Annotated in this window: 14 protein-coding genes and 1 riboswitch; of the genes, 8 read left to right on the top strand and 6 right to left on the bottom strand. The window is 46.4% G+C overall.

The features are described 5' to 3' along the window. Nucleotides 1-131: 131 nt before the first annotated feature. From I3X05_RS09810 to I3X05_RS09825, 4 genes are read left to right on the top strand one after another with little or no spacing between them, the layout of a single operon-like run. Nucleotides 132-1550, top strand: a complete 1419-nt coding sequence (locus tag I3X05_RS09810; protein ID WP_045571840.1) for a TolC family protein — start codon at nucleotides 132-134, stop codon at nucleotides 1548-1550. Continuing rightward, nucleotides 1547-2521 carry an HlyD family secretion protein gene (locus I3X05_RS09815; protein ID WP_045571841.1) on the top strand — a complete coding sequence of 325 codons (975 nt, stop codon included), beginning with the start codon at nucleotides 1547-1549 and terminating at the stop codon, nucleotides 2519-2521. The genes I3X05_RS09810 and I3X05_RS09815 overlap by 4 nt, the downstream gene beginning before the upstream one ends. 11 nt (nucleotides 2522-2532) lie before the next feature. Continuing rightward, nucleotides 2533-3690 (top strand): ABC transporter permease, encoded by a 1158-nt coding sequence (locus I3X05_RS09820; protein ID WP_045572041.1) that lies wholly within the window; start codon nucleotides 2533-2535, stop codon nucleotides 3688-3690. Further along, nucleotides 3687-4814, top strand: a complete 1128-nt coding sequence (locus I3X05_RS09825; protein WP_045571842.1) for an ABC transporter permease — start codon at nucleotides 3687-3689, stop codon at nucleotides 4812-4814. The genes I3X05_RS09820 and I3X05_RS09825 overlap by 4 nt, the downstream gene beginning before the upstream one ends. A gap of 56 nt (nucleotides 4815-4870) precedes the next feature. Here I3X05_RS09825 and I3X05_RS09830 read toward each other — a convergent pair whose 3' ends face one another. Then, the gene (locus I3X05_RS09830; protein ID WP_045571843.1) at nucleotides 4871-5608 is read right to left on the bottom strand and encodes a chromosome partitioning protein ParA; all 738 of its coding nucleotides are present in this window, start codon (nucleotides 5606-5608) and stop codon (nucleotides 4871-4873) included. Between the two features lie 30 nt (nucleotides 5609-5638). Continuing rightward, the gene (locus I3X05_RS09835) at nucleotides 5639-5797 is read right to left on the bottom strand and encodes a hypothetical protein (protein ID WP_039429357.1); all 159 of its coding nucleotides are present in this window, start codon (nucleotides 5795-5797) and stop codon (nucleotides 5639-5641) included. 330 nt (nucleotides 5798-6127) lie between these two features. Continuing rightward, a riboswitch (glycine riboswitch) is annotated at nucleotides 6128-6227 on the top strand. A 135-nt stretch (nucleotides 6228-6362) separates the two neighbouring features. On the opposite strand from I3X05_RS09835, the gene I3X05_RS09840 reads away from it, so the two are divergent. After that, nucleotides 6363-7739, top strand: a complete 1377-nt coding sequence (locus tag I3X05_RS09840; RefSeq protein WP_045571844.1) for an alanine/glycine:cation symporter family protein — start codon at nucleotides 6363-6365, stop codon at nucleotides 7737-7739. A gap of 64 nt (nucleotides 7740-7803) precedes the next feature. On the opposite strand, the gene I3X05_RS09845 is transcribed toward I3X05_RS09840, so the two are convergent. After that, nucleotides 7804-8373: a threonine transporter RhtB gene (locus I3X05_RS09845; RefSeq protein ID WP_242402039.1), complete on the bottom strand. Its 570-nt coding sequence runs from the start codon at nucleotides 8371-8373 to the stop codon at nucleotides 7804-7806. Continuing rightward, the gene (locus I3X05_RS09850; protein WP_045572043.1) at nucleotides 8370-9005 is read right to left on the bottom strand and encodes a LysE family translocator; all 636 of its coding nucleotides are present in this window, start codon (nucleotides 9003-9005) and stop codon (nucleotides 8370-8372) included. The genes I3X05_RS09845 and I3X05_RS09850 overlap by 4 nt, the downstream gene beginning before the upstream one ends. A 238-nt stretch (nucleotides 9006-9243) precedes the next feature. Between I3X05_RS09850 and I3X05_RS09855 the strand changes: the two genes are divergently transcribed. Beyond that, nucleotides 9244-10719 (top strand): carboxypeptidase M32, encoded by a 1476-nt coding sequence (locus I3X05_RS09855; protein WP_045571845.1) that lies wholly within the window; start codon nucleotides 9244-9246, stop codon nucleotides 10717-10719. A gap of 80 nt (nucleotides 10720-10799) precedes the next feature. On the opposite strand, the gene I3X05_RS09860 is transcribed toward I3X05_RS09855, so the two are convergent. Further along, nucleotides 10800-11618, bottom strand: a complete 819-nt coding sequence (locus I3X05_RS09860; protein ID WP_082069780.1) for a PhzF family phenazine biosynthesis protein — start codon at nucleotides 11616-11618, stop codon at nucleotides 10800-10802. Nucleotides 11619-11866: 248 nt separating this feature from the next. Here I3X05_RS09860 and I3X05_RS09865 point away from each other — a divergent pair, with 248 nt between their 5' ends. Together I3X05_RS09865 and I3X05_RS09870 are read left to right on the top strand one after the other, a co-directional pair. Then, the gene (locus tag I3X05_RS09865) at nucleotides 11867-12814 is read left to right on the top strand and encodes an integron integrase (RefSeq protein ID WP_337970667.1); all 948 of its coding nucleotides are present in this window, start codon (nucleotides 11867-11869) and stop codon (nucleotides 12812-12814) included. A gap of 445 nt (nucleotides 12815-13259) precedes the next feature. Beyond that, nucleotides 13260-15971 (top strand): NB-ARC domain-containing protein, encoded by a 2712-nt coding sequence (locus I3X05_RS09870; RefSeq protein WP_337970668.1) that lies wholly within the window; start codon nucleotides 13260-13262, stop codon nucleotides 15969-15971. A 287-nt stretch (nucleotides 15972-16258) separates the two neighbouring features. Here the strand turns inward: I3X05_RS09870 and I3X05_RS09875 are convergent, their stop codons facing one another. Next, complete coding sequence (locus tag I3X05_RS09875; protein ID WP_337970669.1) at nucleotides 16259-23644, bottom strand: LPD38 domain-containing protein; 7386 nt, start codon at nucleotides 23642-23644, stop codon at nucleotides 16259-16261. Nucleotides 23645-23712 lie beyond the last annotated feature (68 nt).

Here is a 23712-nt window from a genome sequence, read left to right on the forward strand (position 1 = left end):
TCATTCTTCATGAGGAAGCACAGCCGACGCGCTGTGCTTTTTTATTTCCTCCCACTTAATCAACGTTGTGCTTAACAGAAAACGACAATTCCTATATATTAGAGTCATTGCTCTATTTTGATGCGACTATCATGAAACGAACTCATCAGTTACTAATGATTGGGCTGCTTTCAAGCTCCATATCATTGGCTTGTCAGGCCGCGCCGATCACTTTTCAGCAAGCCTGGCAACTGTTACAAGACAATAACCACTCGCTCGCAGCGCAGCGAGCTAACGTGGCCAGCCAAGAACACATGCAAAGTGCCACCCGCAGTTTGGACTGGCCTTCCGTGAGCATCGGTGCCAATTACACCCGCCTTGATACTGATGTCACGCTCAGTGGCGAGCAGTTAATGTCCAATACCACAATGCCCGCGCTCAACGCGTCAACAGGACCAATACTGCAAGCGCTTCTGCCAGTATTAAGCGGGATAGAAACCACCATCGCAGAAAAAGATCTCTTTAGCTCATCTATCCGCGCTATTTGGCCCATTTTCACTGGCGGGCGCATTAGCGCAGCACAAGCGGCGGCGCAAGGCAAAACCGAAGAAGCGCGCAGTCAGTTGAAAATGGAAACGCAGGCGCGCTACGAAGACCTCAGCAAGTACTACTTCTCCGTGGTACTCGCCAAAGAGGTTTTGCAAACGCGCCAAGCGGTCGAACAAGGGCTGACTCAACACCGCGATTTCGCCATTAAACTGGAAAAACAAGGGCAGATCGCCCATGTCGAGCGTTTACAAGCCGAAGCCTCGTTGGATAAAGCCAAGGTAGAAACGCGCAAAGCGCAAAGTAACCTTGAGATCGCGCAGTCAGCGCTAAGCAAAATTTTGGCTCAGTCAAGCTTGGTCGAACCTGCCGAAGGGTTGTTTATCAACCATCACTTGCCCCCTCTCTCTGCGTTCACTGAGCAGACTCTCGCCACTTACCCGGGCCTTGCATTATTGGACGCCAAAGAGCAGCAAGCCAGCGCGCTCATCAAAGCAGAAAAGGGCAAATACTATCCGCAAGTGTACCTCTATGGCGACTACAGTCTGTATGAAGATGATTCACTCGCCAGCGAAATGAAACCGGACTGGTTGGTCGGTGTTGGGGTAAATGTCCCGTTGATTGACACATCTGGGCGCAGCGAAAAAGTCAAAGCCGCCAGCAGCATGGTCTCGCAAGTACACTCACTCAAAGCGCAAGCGCGAGAAGATCTGTCGGTGCTGGTACAAAAAACCTATCTTGAAGCACAGCAAGCGGTGGATGAAGTGATCGGTTTAGAATCGAGTATTCGCCTTGCCAAAGAGAACCTCGATTTGCGGGAAAAAGCCTTTAATCAAGGGCTTTCGAACTCACTTGAAGTAGTCGATGCACAGTTATACTTGGCCAGTATTGAAACGCAGCAATCCGCCGCTCGCTTTCGCTATCTCATCTCACTCAATAAGCTGCTGGCACTGAGCAGTGAAATGAATAGCTTTGCTCAATACCAATCTAGCGCCTACGCACCCACTCAAAAGGAATCACTATGAAATCGCTCAAACCTATTCTGCTTTCTCTCTGCGCTGTGGGTGCGGTGAGCTGGATCGGCTACCAGTTTTACCAAGCATACCAGCCAAAGCCGGTGCGTTTACAGGGAATGATTGAAGCGCAGCAATACAGTATCTCCTCCAAAGTGCCAGGGCGCATTGACCAAGTTTTGGTCCGCAAAGGCGATAGCGTGAGCAAAGGGCAATTGGTGTTTACCTTGCATAGCCCAGAAATTGAGGCAAAACTCGAGCAAGCCAAAGCGGGAGAAAAAGCCGCGGGAGCACTGGCGCAAGAAGCAGAAAAAGGAGCTCGCACACAGCAAATTCAAGCAGCCAAAGATCAGTGGCTTAAAGCGAAAGCCGCCGCTGATTTGATGGAGAAGACTTACCAGCGCGTCAATAACCTATACAAGGATGGCGTGGTCGCTGAACAAAAGCGTGACGAAGCGATGACCCAATGGCAAGCCGCCAAGTACACGGAAAGCGCCGCATTCCAAATGTATGAACTCGCCAAAGAAGGCGCGCGCGATGAGACCAAACTCGCGGCGGCAGAAAAGGCGCGCATGGCGGCAGGAGCCGTTGCGGAAGTCGAAGCTTACGCGAGTGATACCCGTATTGAGAGTTGGTTTGACGGTGAAGTGTCTCAGGTTTTGCTACAAAGTGGCGAGTTAGCGCCTCAAGGCTTCCCTGTCGTGACGGTGATTGATACCCATGACGCTTGGGCCGTGCTTAACGTGAGAGAAGATTTGTTAAAACACTTTCAAAAAGGTGAGACCTTCAGCGCTTATTTGCCTGCTCTGGATAAAAAAGTGCAATTTCGCGTTACCCACATTGCAGTGATGGGCGATTTTGCCACTTGGCGGGCGACCGATGCCTCGCAAGGTTTCGACTTACGCACTTTTGAAGTCGAAGCTCGTCCTGTGGAGCCCATTTCTGCTCTGCGCATGGGCATGAGTTTAGTGGTTGAGCTGTAATTGGCCTTATGATGAAAGCTATCTACGCGCAACTGCATGTGCTGCGGCACGACAAATGGCTTTTGTCGTGCTTGACTTGGATCCCGCTGCTAATTGCCTTAATGATTTGGGGCGTATTTTCTGCCGGGATCGCTCGTGATTTGCCAATTGGCATTGTTGATCAGTCACACAGCACCTTATCACGCAAACTGGTGCAGATGCTGGATGCTTCGCCCACACTCAGCACAGAGAGAGCATACTCTGATGTTGCCGCCGCCAAAGACGCCCTGATTAGTGGTGAGATATACGCTTACGTGATCATCCCCGACCATTTTGATCGCGATATTTATCTCAAGCAGCCTCCGCAGATTTCTGCCTTTTACAACAGTCAATACATACTGACTGGCCGCTTAGTCAACTCTGCCATTGTGCAAACGCAAGGGCACTTTAACGCCGCGTTAGAAACGGTCAAAAGCCTCAGTCATGGTAACCAAACCACTGCGAGCGCCATGGGGAGCGCCGTGACCATTACCACGCAAATCTCGCCGCTGTTCAACCAAAATACCAACTACGCACAATTCTTGGTTTCAGCGGTGGTGCCCGCTATCTGGCAAATTATGATGGTGGTGTGCACGATTTTAATTCTGGCGGCAAATTTACGAGTCTATGCGCGCTCCCCTGAAAAACTGGGGTTCTGGCTCGGAGACAACATTCTATTTACCCTTTTCCGTACTCTGAGCTGCTATGTGCCTATTTTTATGCTGCATGGTTTGGCTTTTCTGTGCTGGTTCTACTTCATCCTTGACTGGCCTTTTCACGGCCACTTTTTGCCCATTGTGATTGCGCAGCTTTTCACCGTATTAGCATGCATGATCATGGGCGCTTTCTTTTTTTCTATGACGCTTGATGCTGCCCGTGCGATGAGTTTTGCCGGCGCATTTACCGCGCCCAGTTTTGCCTTTATGGGCATTACCTTCCCGGTTACCGACATGAGCGCGCCCGCGCAGTTTTGGCGTGGATTATTACCGGTGAGTCATTACATCGAAGTACAAGTGTCTCAAGCCAGCTATGGGGCTGAGTTCTATCAAGCATTGCAAGCTCTTGCGCCGATGGTGGGTTATCTGCTTCCTGCCCTGCTCACTCTCCTTTTGATGAAAAAGCACCTTAACAAAGCGGAGGGAAAATCATGAGCTGGCTTGATCTACTCAAAGCAGAGTTGAAAGCGCTACTAACCAATCCGGTGGTAACCCTGACTGTGTTCGGTGGTGTGCTGTTTTACTCGTTTCTCTATCCACTGCCCTACGCGCAGCAAACGCCACGAGAGCAGGCGATTTCAGTCGTCAACCTTGACAAGAGCCCAACCAGCTGGAAGCTCGAACGCATGGTGGACGCGACTTCTCAAGTGGAAATCGTACGCCGCGATGGCACGCTGGCTGAGGCCAAAGCGGCTTTTCTCGCTGGCAAGGTGAGCGGCATTTTGTTGATCCCGGAGCATTTCTACAAAGACCTGTTGCTGGGTAAAAGTCCGACACTGTCCTATGCAGGCGATGCCTCCTACTTTCTAGTGTATGGCACCGTGGTGGAAGGGCTGGCACAAACTGGTGGTACGCTGGCAGCTCAGGTCAAGGTCTCGAAACTGCTGATAGACGGTGTACCGCTCGCTTTCGCGGCCGATCAGTACAGCGCGGTGAAGCTCAACCTCAAGCCGACCTTTAACCCAACCATGGGCTACGTCGACTATGTGGTGCCTGCGGTGTTTGTCTTAATCCTGCAACAGACTTTGATCATGGCAGCGGGGCTTATCGTCGGTACACAAAAACATGGCCAAGGTTATTGGTCACTTGTGCCGCGCTGGAAGTTGCTCAGCGTGAGAACCGTGGTACTGGTGGCTATCTATTATCTGCTCAGCGCCTACTATTTCGGTGCCAGTTTTACTATGCATGGCATCAACACGCTTGCCAGCATCTCAACACTGCTCAGCTTGCTGTTGCCGTTTCTGCTTGCCTCTTGCCTACTTGGCTATTGGCTGGGTGATTTGCTTCCGCGCCGTGAACTGGTCACACTGGTGGTGCTTATCAGCTCCATGCCGCTGATTTTTCTGGCTGGTTTCATCTGGCCTGTCGAGATGATCCCAGCGCCGCTTCTATGGCTCGCCCAATTGAGTCCGAGCACTAGTGCAATAAAAGGCTTCCTTGCTCTCAATCAAATGGGGGCTAGCTGGCAACAAGTCAGCCTTCAGTGGAGCAGTTTGTGGGGGTTGGTGCTGTTTTGGCTTTGTGCCTGCTTGCTATTGTGGCGCCGCCAACGGCTGTGATTGCTAAGAGGTAAACAAAACAACAAGGGCTCAAAATTGAGCCCTTGTTGTTGTCGTTACAATCCCATCTCTTGGGTAATGGATTTAATCTGCTTCAAGTCCATTTTGTACACTTCGATCAGTTGATCCACTTGGCTTAAGCGCGAACTGGCTTCGTCTTGGTTATCGCATGCATCGGATTTAGCGTCCCAAGATTTACCGGAAAGATACACTTCACACGCTTTCTTCAATGTTTCCAACTTCGGAACCAACACTTCTCGCTCTTTTTGCAGCGCGTCCAGCTCTTGAGAAATCTCCATTTCACGACGGAAAAGTTCTCGCGAGCGCTCAAACATATTGTTTTGCATATCGGCCTGACGGCTGAGCTTATCGTTCTCGTTTTGCGTGGTTTCAATCTGCGCTTTTTGCGATTTGATCTGCCCTTCCAAGGTGATGTTCAGTTTTTCCATTTCGGTGAGCTGATTTTGCAGCTTTTCAAGCTCTGCCTGATGCTCTTTTTGTCGTAAGGCGATTTCTGCTTCGAGTTTCTTGTCCACCTCAGAGTCCAAACTCGCTTCGCGCGATTTAACACTCGCTACCAACTGAGTTTTGTCAGTCGCTAGACTTTGGTACTGCTGCTGCAGCCCTTGATAGGTTTCTTGCCACTTTTGTGCCGTAAAGTGAGCGCCGATCAAACCGCCAAACGCCATGCCTAATACGGCAGCAATCGCAATATACACGAATGTACGTTTGTCTCGTTCCTCGATGACGACCACATCATCTTGTTCATCAGTTTGATTATTTGGCGAAGTCACAACATCTCACTCCAATCTCGATTAATAGAATTATCTAAACAGCTCTGTAGCCACCAAAACCAAGGTATAAATGGCGAAGAGACCGAGTAAGGTCACCACCACCCCTTTTTGGATTTTTTCGTTCGTGCGGTATCTCAGCAAGAAATACGCCAGCACAATTAACACCGCAATCACAATCAGCCGAATCATGACCTCTCCTTGAGTCATCAACTTATGTGACTAAACGGTAGCATTCTATGCCATTTGGCGTCCAGATTAAGTCAAGGTTCGGTAGTTTTTTCTGGCGATTGAGCAATAAATATTCGATCGAAAAATATGGGGATGACATCACAAAATTATTTGGTTAGGATTCGGGTACAGATTATCTGGCATACCCAGATAATTGTTCCGATGAAGACTACAGGAGAGTGGTAATTAACCAATTATTAACATTTGGTTAGTCATACCCGCCGAAGAAGTAAATCTTTCAGGTGCAATCATCTTTCAAGAAATTGGATCGATGATGCGAGGACTGTAGTTGGAGGAACCTCTGGAGAGAACCGTTAAATCGGTCGCCGAAGGAGCAAGCCCTGCCCATGTGCAAGGTGAAACTCTCAGGCAAAAGGACAGAGGAGTGGAAAGTAACATCCCAATGATGTGAGCATTTTGCGGATCTCGCTATCTAGCAAAATCTCGCTGCTACTTGGCTATTTAAAAGATCGCTGATCTTGCCTTTCCCTCTTCTCCTTATTAGTTGTTTTATTAAGGGGAAATCATGAACGACCTGCAATCTTTGCTACAAACTATCGATAACTTTGTCTGGGGACCACCACTGCTGATCCTGCTGGTTGGTACGGGCATCTACTTCACCTTTACTCTTGGCTTAATACAGTTCAAACATTTACCGACCGCTTTAGCGATGGTCTTTAGTAAAGAGAAATCCACCGACAAACAGGGTGATGTGTCCAGTTTTGCTGCGCTGTGCACCGCACTTTCCGCCACCATTGGTACCGGTAATATCGTCGGTGTCGCCACGGCCATTAAACTCGGTGGCCCGGGTGCGCTGTTTTGGATGTGGCTTGCTGCCTTATTCGGCATGGCAACCAAATACGCGGAATGCTTACTGGCGGTGAAATATCGCAAAGTAGATGAAAAAGGACAGATGATCGGCGGTCCTATGTACTACTTGCAATACGGTGTCGGCTCAAAAGCGTTGGCAATTTTGTTTGCTGTGTTCGCTCTTGGCGTTGCGTGTTTCGGTATCGGTACCTTCCCGCAGGTAAATGCCATCCTTGATGCGAGCGAAATTTCTCTGGGTGTGTCACGAGAAATAGCCGCGTCGGTGCTCACTCTGCTGGTAGCGTTCGTCACTTTAGGCGGCATCAAATCAATTGCAAGCGTGGCAGGCAAAGTGGTTCCTGCGATGGCGCTGTTTTATGTTCTGGCTTGTCTGAGCGTCATCATCATGAATGGCGATCAACTGCTCAGCGCGCTTGAGCTGGTGCTGACTTCAGCGTTTAGCTCAACGGCGGCAACTGGTGGCTTCCTTGGCGCAAGTATCATGTTAGCTATCCAATCGGGTATAGCGCGCGGTGTGTTCTCCAACGAATCGGGCCTAGGCAGTGCGCCTATGGCGGCCGCGGCGGCCAAAACCGACTCTTGTGTAAAACAGGGGTTGATCTCCATGACTGGCACCTTCTTCGACACCATCGTTATCTGTACCATGACGGGGCTGGCACTCATCCTTACGGGCGCTTGGCAAAGTGATTTCTCTGGCGCGGCGATGACAACCCATGCGTTTGCCGTTGGGCTCAATGCGGAAACTCTGGGGCCCATTCTGGTTTCAATCGGCCTGATGTTTTTTGCCTTTACCACTATCTTGGGCTGGAACTACTACGGCGAGCGCTGTGTGGTCTTTTTGCTCGGCACCAAGGCGGTATTGCCCTACAAGGTGATTTTCTTAGCGCTGGTCGCCTCTGGCGCGTTTATGCAACTCGACATGATTTGGATTTTAGCTGACATCGTGAACGGTTTGATGGCCATTCCCAATTTGATCGGCTTGATCGCGCTACGCCACGTGGTCATCGAAGAGACCAAGCTCTTTTTTCAGTCCGCATCGCGCAATGACGAGTTGGACACGGTAAACGCATAACCAACAGCAAAAAGCCCACGATCTCACGTGGGCTTTTTAACATTCCATTACGCTCAAAACCGCTTTAATCTCTCAGCCACTGATGGGGCACTTGAGCACCTTGCTTTTTGAAGAACTCTGGATGCTGCTGCTGGAACTGATCTACCTTTATATCCTTGATAGGCCAGTCAACAAACGCTTCGGTAATAAAGGTTTCATCAATACCAAACTCCAATGTTTGTGGCCTTGGCGTAACGTATCGAAAGATTGAACTCTGGCCGGATTTTTCACAGACCATCGGAATATGGGAAAGAGATTGGTTGTTCACCGCTGCCGTTACCCACTGCTGCGTACTGGCCTCACACGCTCCCTCCTTCACCACATCGATCTCAAACTTATTATCAATCGTGGTTGAGAGATACACCACCAGAGCATCATTAAGATAGACTCGGCGCAAAACCAACTGCTTAGTATCTTGCGTACGAGTCACCTGAATGCCATTAGCAAAAGGTTGAAAATAGGACCAGTGCCAATGCCAGTCTATTCCTCGTGGAGCATAAGTAAGCTGTGGTAACGTTATCCACGCTACTACGCCACCTAAAACCGCAATCAACAAAAGTTGCAAACCAATCAAACGATAGATAACGCGAGTCACACGGGTTTCTCAATCAGCAATTTGATACCCAGAACCACCAAAACCGTTCCTGTTGCCCCTTCCATCCATTTCATGAAGCTGGCATTTTTGAGCAAATTTTTCGCCGAGTTCAACGCCCCTGCTAGTCCGCATTGCCACACCATCGCAATCACAAAATGAATCGCCGCCATAGTCATGGATTGCAGCAGCGGAGAGCCTTCTGGGTTAACAAACTGAGGCAAAAACGCCAAATAAAACACCGCCGTTTTCGGATTAAGCACGTTGGAAAGAAACCCTTCCCTGAGCGAACGCTTGGCACTGTATGACTGGTGAGCCATTTCCGCGACCGTCATGCCAGCGCCACTTTCCATCAGCGCTCTTAAGCTACTGAGTCCCAGCCAAATAAGATAGGCAGCACCAATCATTTTTACCATCTGAAAAAGCTCGGCAGACTGTGTAAGGATGGCAGAAATGCCAATCGCAGAGAAAAGAGCGTGCACAAAAAGACCAAAGCAGATACCCAGACTGGTCATACAGCCATCTTTAAGCCCTGCGCGACTGGTATTACGGATCACCAGTGCGGTATCTAACCCGGGAGTCAATGTCAGTATGGTGATGGCGAGCAGAAACGCTTCGAAGTTTAGAATGTCCATATTGTTGAATAAAAATGTGAAACAGGCGTTGATCAATACTCTGATTTTTTCATTTGCGCAAGCCGCTTTCACATTAGCGATAACAATCGCAACCGCTTGTATACAATCGTTCTCATTTGTGGAGAATAATAGGCTTGGTTTTTGTTTACCCTTGGTTAACAAAACGAATGAAGTAAAGAGGAACCCTGCACTTAAAAACAGGTGTTTACGGAAAGAACAATAAATAATGAGTAGTCACATGAACGCATTTCAACAACTGGTCGAACATTCAAAGAAAGTGGCCAATTTTCAACATCTCTCCTCCATCATTGGCTGGGACCAAGCCGCGGTGATGCCGTCAGGCGGTGCTGAAGCTCGTTCCAACGCAATGGCTGAACTTGAAGTACACATCCACTCGCTCATGACACAGCCGCACCTCGCTGATTTGTTTGACCAAGCACAAGAGCTTCCGCTCTCAGCAGAAGAACAAGCCGTGCTGCGCGAGATGAAACGCACTTGGCAGCAAGACAACCTGCTACCGGAAGCGCTGGTTAAAGCTCAATCACTTGCAGGTTCAAAATGCGAGCACGCTTGGCGCAGCCAACGTAAAAACAACGATTGGGCGGGCTTTGAGAAAAACTGGGCTGAAGTGGTTAAGCTTTCCCAAGAAGAGGCGCAAATTCGTGCTGACGCCAATGGCACATCTCCCTACGATGCTATGCTCGATCTCTATGAACCCGGCACGAGCTCTGCGTCACTCGATGCGCTTTTTGCCGATGTAAAAACTTGGCTTCCTTCGCTCATCGATAACGTTATCGAAAAGCAGAAATCACGTTCAATACTGTTGCCCAATAGCCACTATCCGGCTGAAAAGCAGAAAGCACTTGGTTTAGAGGTGATGAAGCTGCTGCAATTTGACTTCGAACACGGCCGTTTGGATGAGAGCGCCCACCCATTTTGTGGTGGAGTACCGAGCGATGTGCGCATTACTACCCGTTATAACGAAAGCGAATTTGTACAGTCCTTAATGGGCATTGTTCACGAAACGGGTCATGCACGTTATGAGCAAGGCTTACCTCAAGCCTTCGCAGGCACACCTGCTGGTGAAGCGCGCTCTATGGGCATCCACGAGTCTCAGTCCCTGTTTTTCGAAATGCAGCTTGGCCGCAGCGAAACGTTTGTGGAACACTTATCGCGTCTCGCCTCACATCATTTCCAAGGTGCGGAGTTTGCCAAAGACAACCTGTCAAAAATCTACACCCACGTTGAAAAAGGCTTTATTCGGGTTGATGCGGATGAGCTCACCTACCCCGCTCACGTTATTTTACGCTACGAAATTGAGCGCGATCTGATGAACGGTGTCATCAAACACACCGACGTACCTGAGCTGTGGCATGAAAAAATGCAAGCTTACCTTGGCCTTTCTACTGCTGGCAATTTCACCAATGGCTGCATGCAAGACATTCACTGGACCGATGGCAGCTTTGGCTATTTCCCAAGTTACACATTAGGCGCGATGTATGCGGCGCAATTTATGGCAGCAATGAGAAAGACGGTAGATGTGGACAGCGTGGTTCGTTCTGGCGACTTAACGCCAATCTTCCACTGGTTGTCGAGCAATATCTGGAGCAAAGGCAGTCTTTTAACCACCGACGAACTGGTCAAGGCGGCAACGGGCGAGACATTAAATTCCGAGCACTTTAAGAGTCATTTGGTTTCTCGCTATCTCGGATAAACAAACTTGTAAATTACCATCCTCTGAAGAATAACGTGCTCTCCTTCAGAGGATGGCAACTATGACCTACGCCAGTGTTTCTATTCATCCTCAGGCGATAACTTCACCATCATGCGCCCACGTAGAGTGGTAACCGCTTGTCCAGACAAGCGCACCATTTCTGGATCAATGAGTTCCACATCAACAAGGCCACCTCTTGGAGAAGCTTGATAGGCTTTCATTCGTGTTTTTGCTAACTTGCGCGACCAGTAAACACCAAGCGCACAATGGGCAGATCCCGTCACCGGATCTTCATTCACCCCAACCCAAGGTGCAAAGTAGCGAGAAATAAAATCTATGTCGTCGTCTGCTCTCGCGCTCACCACAATACCTCGGCCTTTAAGTGTTAAGAGCCGGCTAAAGTCGGGGGTTAGTTCCGTCACTTTCGACGCCTCGTCTAAAATCAGCAGCTGCTTAGAGTCAAAAGTTGCAAAATCGAGCACCTCCGAAGCATCAATGCCGAGAGCCTCAAGAAAATCGTCGCGAAGCTCAGTTCCCATCTCCAGCATTGGGGTAGGTAACGACAGGTGAATCGCATCACGATCAAGCTCGGCTGTTAAGATGCCTGACAAAGTATGAAACTCAATCGTCTCGCCCTGAGCATACTGCCCCTGCTCTTTGAGAATATGCGCAGTGGCGAGCGTGCCGTGACCGCACAATCGAACCTCAATCTCTGGCGTAAACCAGCGAAGATTCATCGTATCCAACGATAAAAATGCCGTTTCTGATACCGCCATTTCACGAGCAATAGCCAACATCAGCGACTCATCCAACGCCTGCGCGGTAATGCAGACTCCGGCAGGATTTCCCTTAAACAGTTCACTAGTAAACGCATCGACCTGATAAATATCTACTTCCACTTAAAATCCCTTATTACATTGCTCCCATCAGCGAGCTTTCGCTAAATTTCATTCTCCAGGTGAAATCCCGTAAGGCACCTTCCTGAAGCTTTTCGACATGCAGCTGTTTCTGCTGCAACAACATTGTCTGAGAAGGTTTACTTTTTACAGCATCGATTACAACTTCATCAATTGATCAGAAAACATCTTGCTGGTTAGGATAAGCACCAATACTGTTTATACAAACAGTTAAATGGATACCGTACGCAATGAAATCTCAGTTCTTTCTTAGCCTGCAAGAGTTTATGCATGCCAAGTACTATGCCAATAAAACAATAAAAAGCTATCTGTTCTGGATCAAACGTTATATCGTCTTTCATCAGATGCAACATCCTTCTCGCTTGAATGACGAACAGGTAGAGCAATTTTTAACTCACTTGGCAGTCAAAGAAAAAGTCGCGGCCAAAACACAAGCGCTTGCTCTCAATGCGATTCAATTTTTATACCGTGATTACTTTCGCACACCTCTAAATCAGGATTTGAAATTTAAGCGATCCTTGGTCGATAAAAAACTGCCCGTAGTACTGACCAAAGATGAAATGCGCCGCTTCATGCAGTTCATTGACCCCAAATACAAACTGCACGTAATGCTCCTCTATGGCTCAGGATTGAGAGTCATGGAGTGTGTAAGGCTCAGAGTTCAAGATATTGATTATGACTACGGCGCGATCCGTATTTGGCAAGGTAAAGGCGGAAAAAATCGAACGGTGACATTGGCTAAGGAGCTCCACCCGTTGCTCAAAGAGCAAGAAGCACTGGCACGACGATATTATCAGAAAGATATGATCACACCCGGTTATGCGGGCGTGTGGATGATGAACGCGCTACAGAAAAAACACCCAGGCGCTGAGTTTGAGTTCAACTGGCACTACCTGTTTCCATCAACCAAGCTTTCCATCGATCCTGAAACAGGCTTACAACGCCGGCAACATATCAACGAAGCCGCTTTACAGCGTGCGGTGCGAAGAACTGCTGCCGACGCTGGCATCACAAAGAGCATCACTTGCCACACCTTGCGGCACAGTTTTGCAACTCACTTACTTGAATCAGGCGCTGACATTCGTACCGTGCAAGAGCAGTTAGGACACTCAGATGTCAAAACGACGCATATTCACTCACTTAGAACAATTAATAATGCAAGTTACTGTAAATATTGAGCTTTCATTCTTAACTGTTCAATTTTCCCACCAAAACCACTGTATATACATACATAAATCAGAGCCAAGATTGTCCCATTATTGCCCCATATCGCATACGTGTGCCCCATTTTTGGCCCATTTTAAGTTGCCCACCTTCATGATGGGTTAAAGTGTTACACCATAACAGTGATGAACAATTAAGAAATTACTCTGAATGCAATCTGTCAATCTCGTTACTTCGATGTATCAAGTTCTGTCAGGCTAGCTAGCCTAAATCGGTTCTGCCCCTTTGAGTGTTAGATCTGATACTCGTAACATTTCCACAAATTCTTCTTTGACTTAGCTTATCTAATACTTCGAGTATAAAACACTGCACCTATCAGCTAAGTAACGATTCACTGCTTGAAAAACGAATCAATGGGCATATCATAGTTAAAAATCAGTCAGTTTGGTCGAAATGTATATGCAAGAAGATGATATAACCAGAATCAAGACATCTATGCTTATCTTTGCACTTGAAAAAGCACTAGGTAATTTTGTTCTCGATAAGGAGCACTTAGGTGATCAGCTCTCGGCGGGAACTGTTGATAGTATTATTGAGCGTTCAGAAAAAAAAGGTACGTTAGTTGAAAAAGACCAGATAGCTTTGATCGTACAGGCAAGTTATCTGGGGGAAGTTTTTGACTTTGCTTTGAATGTTGCCATGGGAACTATATGTGAGGAGTATCTAGTATCGCTCAAGACCTTAGCAAACCAACTGAACATTTTTGATATTCGGAATGCGGTTTGTCACCCTAACAACCCTTTCCCTGACTGCTATTGGTATCGTGCAGCGACGATAGCTAGCGATCCCCTTATAGAGAAGCTAGGACTACAAAATGTAACAGAAGCATTAGCATCGGCGGTGGCGGGACAATTGAATGAACCACCTCAAAGCTGGTTCTCAGATGTAAAGTGGGCAATTCCGAATAACCTCCCTAAGATGTTTCCTCATGAAATAACGGGATTACTCGGTAGAGACAAAGAGTTTAAGGAGCTTAACAGGCTTTTGATGCTACCGCGTGAAAACCTCATTACAATCGTCGCGCCAGGAGGCATAGGCAAAACCGCTCTCGCACTCCAATTATTAAAAGATCTTAGTTTAACCCCTTCATTCTCTAAGCATATTGATCGCATTATATTTTGTTCGTTAAAGAATGAGGAGTTAACGGCAGATGGGCTCAGAAATATAGATGCTGTAAGAGATATAGATTCAATAAAAAGTCATATACTCAGTGAGTTAACTGAGTTATATCCTGAGCGCTCATTCTCTTCGTTTGAAGACGTATGTACTGAGCTTAATGATGAGAAGATTCTTCTTTGTATTGACAACTTAGAAACGTTGCTTATCGAGTCCCAAAGCGAATTTCAACAGTTTAACCAAGAGTTACCTCTTAGATGGAAAGTACTCGTAACTAGTCGTGTTTCATTGGGGGCTGGTACATCAGTTCCATTGGAAGCTCTCAAAGAAAAACACTCCGTCGCTCTAGCACGAAACTACTTCAGAAAGCGCGGTGTTATGAACATTCAGCAGAAAACTTTACAACAAATAGCTAAAGCTGCAAACCATAATCCGTTAGCTATTCGATTAACAGTAGACCTATATTTGAAAGGCTATGATATACCCGAGTCTATTCAAAAATCGCAAAAAGATATTGCATCTTTCTCATATAAGAATCTAATCGACGCACTAGATGAAACTGCTGTATCTATCTTGGAAGCGATTTTTGCCCAGCATGTATCTAATAGGCATGAATTATCGGAGCTTCTTGAACTAAGTTATGAATCAGTCGTTGAAGCTGTTAATGAACTAACCAAAACAACTTTGATCACTCGGGAACCGACTTCAGAAGATGTTGATAGCTACAAATTAGCTGATTCTATTCGAGAGTTATTGATTTCTAACCCTCGTAACATAGAGATACGAAAAAAAGTCTCTGAGGAAATTAGAAAGCGTAAGATTGTAATTCAAGAGCTAAGTAATAGACAGAGACAACTAGAAATTGATGAGTTTTCAGATGATTATATAGCCCCTAAAACTGCTGATATTCTTACGATATTGGTGAATGATACCAATAAAGAGCTTAAGAATGGTGCTAACAGTATTAACCTAAGAATGTTAAAAGACAGGTACATCGACCTGTCTAACCAGTTCAGTACAAACGAGGCATTTTGCTTTAACTATTCTCGAATCCTTCATCAACTCGGAGATATGGATAGGGCTAAATCATGCGTACATTCAAAATCTGCAAGATGTCGTATGCAACTAGCTTGGGTCTATTTTAGTGACAACGACTACGAGACAGCGGCAGAACTATACCGTGAGCTATTTACTGAAGGCTACGGTGACAACAATCAGTCTAATCCTAAATTTGCCTATCGTATAAATCGCTATTATTTAACATCCTTACTCTACAGCCAGCAAACAGATGAAGTAATTGAAATCACCAAAGATTGGGAATCTCAACAATATAGAGACCTTTTTGGGGCTATGAGAGCTTCTGCGTTTAAGCGTTCAGTTGAGCACAAAGTTAATCAAGACGCGAAAAGTACCGAAGCGGCACTTCATGAAGCTATAGAGACACTTAAGAAGTTGTTTCACCTTGAGCGCTACTCATATACGAGCAGCGTAGAAGCGTATAGAATTTTCAAAGAAATTAGATATATAGTTTCAAGATCCAATTCATACAGCAAAGACTTCATTAGAGGCTCGTTACAGTTTATAGCCGACCATTTCTTTGACGTATGTGAACTAGCAAAAGTGCCAGAGAAAGAACAAGTGAAAGTGATTCAAGACCTAGACTTAGTCACTATTGATAATAATCCTATCCACTCAATGTCGTGGTTTAAACGAAAAGAAGGAACTCAAGATAGTTCGACTTTACGAACATATGAAAAACAAGGGTATACGATTGTTAAAGTGACCAATATTCCAGACAATGCAGAAGGCGTCTCTCCCTATATTTTTGCTAAGGATAATAATGGGACTACATTCTACCTTAATGTTAAATGTCTAGTCGGAGGCTCTTGGTTAGAATGGGCCAGCTACGAACTAGGTGACAAGCTTGCGATTAAGTATGGTAGGAGTAACAACAATGGAAAAACCTACCCAGCAACTGAGATTATAGAAATATAACTCCAGGTAAACTTGATAATAATTTGTGCCTCTATGACATGGTCGAGGCACTTTCTATTTATCAATTAATTATAGTAATTCGATAGTTACGAAATAAAGTAAAGTGTCTAAGAAACTTTTGTCCGATTGTTAATCACTGTGCTAGCAGGCATAAAGCTCGTTCTAGTCGCGACTAACTAGCGGATGTGTGAGATCGAGTAACAGTTTCTACAATGTTAGGATTGCTCATTAGTCAAAGCAATCCTACACATCAAGGTCAAACTCAACACCAATTGATTGTTCTCAATTCAATCAAAATAAGGATTTACTCTCTTAACCGTCGCTGCAACGATGGCGTTTCTCTGCTCAATTTTACGATCGATACGCTTTCGCTTTTCTTCTGCAGTCAGTTCTTTTGAACGCATAATGAGATCGATTTGGCTATTTAGCTGCCTAACCTGCTTTTGAGTTTCCTTCAGTGGCTTCCTTGCATTGAGAATTTTCCCTCGATCTTCCATCAATTCCCTAGCCCGCTCAAAGCTGCCGTCCTTTCTGTACTCGTTCACCGTCCGATACAACGCTTCTGCTTCTCGCATCATCTTATACATATCATCGAGATACTTTGTTGAGCGAGCACGATCACTTCCTTGATAAACGGATTTAATCACGAGCAAATCTTGAGCTTTTAGGGCAGGTTTTGCACCGTAATCACCCATCTGTCTCGCTACATAATCACTCATCCATAAAGCGTAGCTACCTACCGTTCCTAAATATCCATTGAAAATGTGTTCCAGTTTTTTCGGTGACATTCCGGTAAGCTCACCAATCTCGCGCATGGTGATCGACGTCCGCTCGTTATATCTCGCCTCAGGCATAACGCTTAAATCAGCCATATTCTCAATGGGCTGACCTCTGAACATGGAATAATTAAAGTATGCTTCCACCAGTGGGTTTACTACCTGAGGAACAGGGTTAAGCGCGAATGTGCTCACTAGGTTTCGACCAAATGCATTGCGCAAATCTTCCATGCTATCTTCATAGAATGCTGCATTGACTATGCGCTCAGGGAAAGTGCCAAATAACACGCCAATTTCGAACGGCTTGGGAACGCGCCAATGTTGATCACCAAACCAGAAATGCCAGTTCATGTCCTTGTCCCAATCAGGCAGCTCTTGGTAGCGCTCATCGTTACCATTGATAAGTACGAGAGCGACGGACGCTGCCGCAATCATACCGCCGCGCTGTGCAATCTGGACTGGGTTCGCTTTGGCCTCTCTGGCCAGTTTGCCTAGGCCCTGCAACCGCGCGTTAAAAAACGGCAGCACATCTCCTAAGAACATGGCGACTTTGCTATTCCCATGCAAAGAGAAATCCATCAAGTCTTTTGCTTCAAATACCGCTTGAGCTTTTGTTTTGCCTGCTTTTATTGCGGCTTCATACACGGCCTCACGGCTCGCATTTTCAAGTCCTTCTCCGAACTCAATGTATTTATCCCAACCCTTGCTCAACGCTCCCATCAACTGAGATTTATCGGTGATCAACGAGTTTTGGTATTTGCGAATGTCAGCCTCACTCAACCCTTTGCGTTTTAGGGCTTTCCTTACGCTGTCTGCCATCGCCTGCGGGTCATTACCGTTGACATAGCCTCCGAGAAATGAAGCCCCAGAGAACATCATATCTAAGGTTCCATCCGCTTTTTTAAGGGTCTTCCCTACCCCTCTGAACGAATCAACAATTGGCGTGAAGCCGTCTTTGCTGATGGCCCAAGAGGATAGCGAGTCTCGCAGGAAGTTCCTGAGCATAAAATCAGGTGATACCGTCACTGTTGCGGTTAACAACCTTTTTGCACCTCTAGCCACCTTCATGAATGGATGATTGGTCCTCTCCATGTCGATTTGAGTCATCGCTCTGAAAAGATCGGCATCTGCAACTTTAACCAAGTAGTCCTCTCCCTCTACTTTTACGTGCACAGCATCTGCCGCTTTAAACTGCATCAAGTTCGGTTTCGGTACCACTTCGATAAGATCGGTGTCAGCAAGGTTATAAACCACTTTCTGCATTGCCATATTCTTCATTGAGGCATCAACCAACTTACCTGTGTTAATGAAGATGTTTTCCAGAATGTCGTTTACGTTCTTATCAGAACCCTTGAGCTTTTTGATTTGGGCACTTTGGTTTGCAATCCCTCGCCCTTTCCATGGGCCGATAACGGAATCCAGACCTTTTTCATTGGCTTTATCATCTTGTCGATAGAAAGGAACGTACCACTCACTTTCCCATTCATTGCGGCTGTCTTTATCAATCAATCCCGCATCTTGAGCTAAATCGAGCAACGCCTTGTTCATAGCATTGTATTTTGCTTTCGCCCGCTTGAACGCTTCTTGCTTACCCTCACTGAGCAGGAGTAGTTCATTGATTTCATCCTCACTGAGAAGGTTCTCCCTACCCTGTGTTTTTAACTGCTTCGCTCGATTACCTGCCATCCAAGCAAGCCAATTGTGCAAATCCTTGCCTAATTCATCAAAAATACCGAGCAGACTATCTGCCTCTCCGGTATTGTCTCGTTTCTGAATAATGCCATCTTTCCATTCTGGGATCCCGTAGAGCATCACGGCTTGCATAACCGATGACGATCCCGCGGCTAAACGCGCAGCTACATAGCCACTATCTTCCGCGTTAGTAATTCCCGCCTTATCTTCAGCGTACTTAATAGGGGCTAGTCCATCAAACCAGCCAGTATTGACGCGCTTCATTCTCTCTTGAAAGAGTTCAAACCACTCTGCTTTGCTTTTGCCTACCAGTTCCTTGGTGAATTCTTTCGCCAGTTCAGCTTTAGATTTTTTTGGGCCAAGGCCAAGTTTTTCAGCGAGTTCAGGGGTCAACGTTTGAGAAAATAGAACTCTTGAAAGTCTGGTTTCTGAATTTGCTGCTTCCGGCCGTGTCCTATCTTTCCACTGATTGACCGATTTAATGCGGTCGCTCAGCGTTTGTACAATGTTATACAGCTCAGCCTTAGTCATATCGCTTTGCTTCATCAGACCGACACGCCTTAGCGCATGAGCTATCATTTCAGCAATACGATCTAGCCAGCGCTTTACTGCTGGTCTTTCAATTTCTGCAGCATGCGCAAGTACCTCTTCGACTTGATCAATAGCGTTAAAGCCTTGGTAGTTAGCCTCTATGTGCGTCCACAATTCTTTAAGATGTGGCGATTCTTTGGCTCTGGCGATCCGCTCCATAATCTTCATGTATTCCATATCGCCAACCACGGCGCGAAGTCCGTGGTGCACCAGTACTTCATGACGAAGCTTTTGACGCAAATCCTTTGGACTTTCGATGTTATCAGCAACGACAACCGCGAGCCGTTTTGCATCGCTGTAAAGTGCACCAACAATAGAGTTTTCAAAACTGACGCCGAGCATAGCTTCAGCTTCTGCCTGTGTTTTCACTACCTCTATGCTAACGCCTGCTCCACCTTTGTATTCTTTCAGCCACTGATCGGCAGCAAGCGTAGCCTCTTTTACTGACATCCCCTTAGCTGGGATATGCGATAAAACACTTTCCCGACTATATAGAATGATGTTTTTTCCGTTCTGCTTGTGCTTGATGGTTTTAAAGAACTTATCAAATGCTGGGGCTATGGTTTTTTCCAACTCTTCTTTTGTTGGGTAGGCATATTCTAAATCGGGATCGTCGCCATATTTCTGGTACCACTCTTCTTGAGAAATGATGTTAGCCAAATAATCGTTGGTAATGTTCTTGCCCGAATTTTTATCAATTACATATGATTCAAATGACCTTGCCATCATTTCTACCATTGTTGACCAATATGGCTTGCTCTTCATGCGATCTAGAATTTGCGAACGGTCACGTAGGCCAGTGTCACTAACTGCAGATCGCAACTCGGCAAAAGCTTCAGCCATTTCTGGTCTAATCTCTCCCTTCATATCAGTTTTGTGCTGTGCATCACTAGCATATTCACTGTACTGAACTCCGGATTGCTTTCCAAAGTAGTTATCCAGCGCGTGGAACCATTCGTGCGCCAATGACCCTGCGCCTTGTGTTTTTGTCAGATTAATGACCACAAGATCAGGCTCATAGTGTGCTTTGGCTTTTCCGCTCCCCCTAGCTCCGAATGCAAGGCCAAGTTGACCGTTTAGGGAAATAGCTCGAGGAGGAATATTAATAAGTTCAGCTAAATCAATGAGTGAATCATAGGCATCATTGAGTTCCGCTTGACGTCTTGAACCTTCAACCCAATTACCAAACTGAACACCTCGGAATCCAAACGTATCAGAGAAATTCTCAGGAGTTACGTTCTCATTTCTTCGTTCAACCCCACTTCGATCTCTATTCTTTTTGTTTCGCTGTTCTTTCGAAGATTTTTTCCGTATTTCAATAACCTGATTTTCTAAGTCAGTCCGATTAGCCACCAGATACTCACGGGCTATTTTGCCTTCGGAAAAACCGTCCTTGATTGAAATAATTTCTTTACCCGCAGATAGTCCAATGAAGTACTCCGAGTTTTTACCAGGCACACGACGACGATACACATCAATATTTGCTTTTCGTTTGCCCAAGGTAGCATTTGCTGTCACTCCACTCTCGATGATGGTTTTGATTTGCTGAACTGCCTGATCTTGGGTTTCAAAGTATTCAGAGATTGTTCGCTTAGTATTGAGATCAATGACGTGGTAGAGAGTTTTCGGCGGGTCGAATCTCTGTCCACCCGCAAGAGAATAGTGACCAGAGCTAACTCTATAATTTGTTAGCAATTCAACTTGTTCTGGTTCCAGACTCTTCGCCAATCGCATAAGATCAGGAACATCGCTCATGCTGCTAGGTAGCTTCAACTGAGATAAATCGATATCGCCTCTTGCAAGAATTCTAGATAAATTTAATCCAGATTTGATAGCCATTGCCCAGCGGTCCAGTTTGTAACCTTTTCGTGGTTTCGCGCTAGATAGACGATTTCGAACAATCGCTAATGCCGCTGCTGTCTCTGCAGAAGTCCCTTCTGTAATCAGTTTCTTAACATCTGGCTTTGGCCAACTTTTAGAGAGTGGTTGGCTAATGATGTCTCGTTCATTTTGCTCTTGCTCTAACACTTGCCCTAGCGAGCCCAATTGATGCTTTTTAGCGCCGTGCAACACCTCGCCAAAGTCTTCAATTTTCTGCGTAGGTTTTGCGACATTGCCCTCATCTTCTTCAGTGACGAAAGGTGCTTCAGATATTTCTCTTAACTCACTCTCCATAATTTGCTGAACTTGAGGGAGTGACGCAGGGTTTCCGTCAAGTTCTAACACTGTGCCTTTGGACGAGTCGCTCAGAAGCGTATTCATTCTTTTGAGTGATTGAGTTATCTCGTTCTCATTGAAGTTTCTAGCTTGCTCATCAGATACGTATGTTTTGAATAATTTTTCCACCTGTTCTCGGCGGCGAATATTATCAGGATCATTCGCTTCTCTTTCAGCCCGCTCTCTAGCCTTCTCACGATAGGCCATAATGCGCTTTTCATGATTTTGAAATTCGGCAAGAACGGCTTCAGTATCAAACCCCTTAGCATGTTGGAGCTTTTTCCTTAGTCTTTTCGTCAATGAACTCGTTTTTTGTGGAATACCTTCGAAATCCCGTATTGGCTTGATTCCTTGCTCACGCATCTTCATCGAATTAGGCCGACTCGAAAATGCTGATTTACCGCCTTGAGGTTCAATTCTCACATCGTCTTTTGTTACCTTCCTACTTTGTTCGTCTTGCTCTCTGGCCAAATCAAAATCACGCTCCCTAATTCGGTTATGTTCGGCTTCAATTTGTGCTTCTGCTAGCAATCGTTCTCGAGTATCAATAGCGGCATCCGTAACATCAGAAGGTACTACCCTTTGCATTTCTCTCGGTTCGGATTGCATTTCCAGATCGTCTCTTAGTGCGATACCTTGCTGCTCTCTGACTGCTTGAGCTTCTGTTGTAGGAATGTAGTCCCTAGGTAAGCCATATTTGTCTGCAATAGAAGCAGGCACATACTGCTGCTCAGGCTGAATAGATGCCGGTTGAGGAATATCTTGGCTCATTTCATTTGGGGATTGACTGGATGCCAATGCCCGAAATTCCTTAAGCAACGCTATTTTTTCTGTCGTTGTTGTATTTTTGTTTTTAAGGGCCTTAATGATCTGCTGGCTCCGATTGTGATCGGCTTGCTCGGCGGCATACATCATGGCTTTAAACTGTTCAGTAATGCCATCAGCTTGAGGCTCACTTGCTACCGTCTCTTGCGCGTTTAGAACTTGATTGCCATCATCGGGTTTTGGAACCTTTAACTCTGGTTGTGGTATCGATGGTTCCTGAGACAACGGCTGGCTTACTGGCGCATCTTCATCACCACGGAGTTGCGCACCTAAGTCAGACATCACAGGGGCGATCTCTTCAGGGATTGGAGTAGCACCTTCTGGTATAGTTTCAGAAGCATTATTTTGGGCTTCGTTAGATGAACTTCCACGCAACTGAGAAGCAAACTCGTTAACAACTTCGCTTTGATCGTCGGGGATAGGCATTTGTTCAGGAGCCAAATCAGAGCTCTCGTTTGCAGAGTGCTTGCCTCGGTAACCACCGATAGCACCCGGTACGCCACCAACGATTGCGCCGATGGTTCCTCCCTCTGCCGCCGCCGATTTCACCCCGATCCAAGGGTCTATATTTGTGCCAGCGACATCATTGAGAATTTGATTTTGTGCATAAGTTTGTGTGCCGGACTCCAGTGCTTCTGTGCTTGCCTCCGTTGCCGCTCCTTTAAGTGCCCCGCCAGTGATAGATTTGCCTAGTGTGCCGGTGATTGCATTGAAGAGAACCTTATCACCCAAGGCGCTCGCTGCGCTTGCGGCAATCGCTTTTGGATCACTGCTCATTTGCAAACTTGCATGGTTCGCGGTTTCTTCTTTGGCTAAATCGAATAGCTGAGTGGCGCTTAAGTTTTGATTTTCTGGATGATCAGAAACTCGCATTAGTGCATCGCGAAAGAAATCAGAATTTTCGTAGAGCCAAGCAGAATCCATATTCATCACGGCGTCACGCGCATCCATACTCGCGCCACCAAGTGAGGCACCAAATCCAGCACCAGCCGCTCCGGAGCTCGCGATCCGTTGAATTGCTTTATCAGCCACCGCCTGCGCAACTTCTTCCGTTAGCCCTTTTTTCATCATCGACTTGGTTATCGTACCGCGTAAAAGCGTTTTTGCTCCTGCCCCAGCGACACCGCCGCCAGCAAAAGTCGCAGCCAATGACCCAATTCCATTGGCTATTTTTACCGCCCAAACATCAATATCACCTGCGCCATTTCCTAACCCAAGCCCAAATGGTCCGCTACCATTTTCTGTATACAGCTCTCTCTTCATGGCTTCTTGGGCGTCAGGAGTCATGCTTTCTTGTAGGTAATCAGCACCTGTGGTTGCTACATCACGCAAGCTTTCGCCCACGCCCAAGTAATTCTCAGCAAGTTCACCCACCCCAGCAATGCTTCGTAAAGCGCCGCTGCCTGCCGCTTTTACATAATCCATCCCAGAAACATCAAGATCTTTTAGTGGCGCAGGCGAATGTTTAAACGTGAAGCCTTCCGGCAAAAATGGTTCTTGGCTCATGTCGGTTTTTGCATTCACCGTCGCTTTTGAATTCATGTTTTGTCCAAGTAACTGCTTATCTTGCATGGTTTTCTCCGGGTATAAAAAAAGCCCCACCCGAAAGGGTGAGGCTTGGCACTATGGGTAAATAATAC

The organism is Vibrio navarrensis (genome assembly GCF_015767675.1).
Taxonomy (GTDB): Bacteria; Pseudomonadota; Gammaproteobacteria; order Enterobacterales; family Vibrionaceae; genus Vibrio.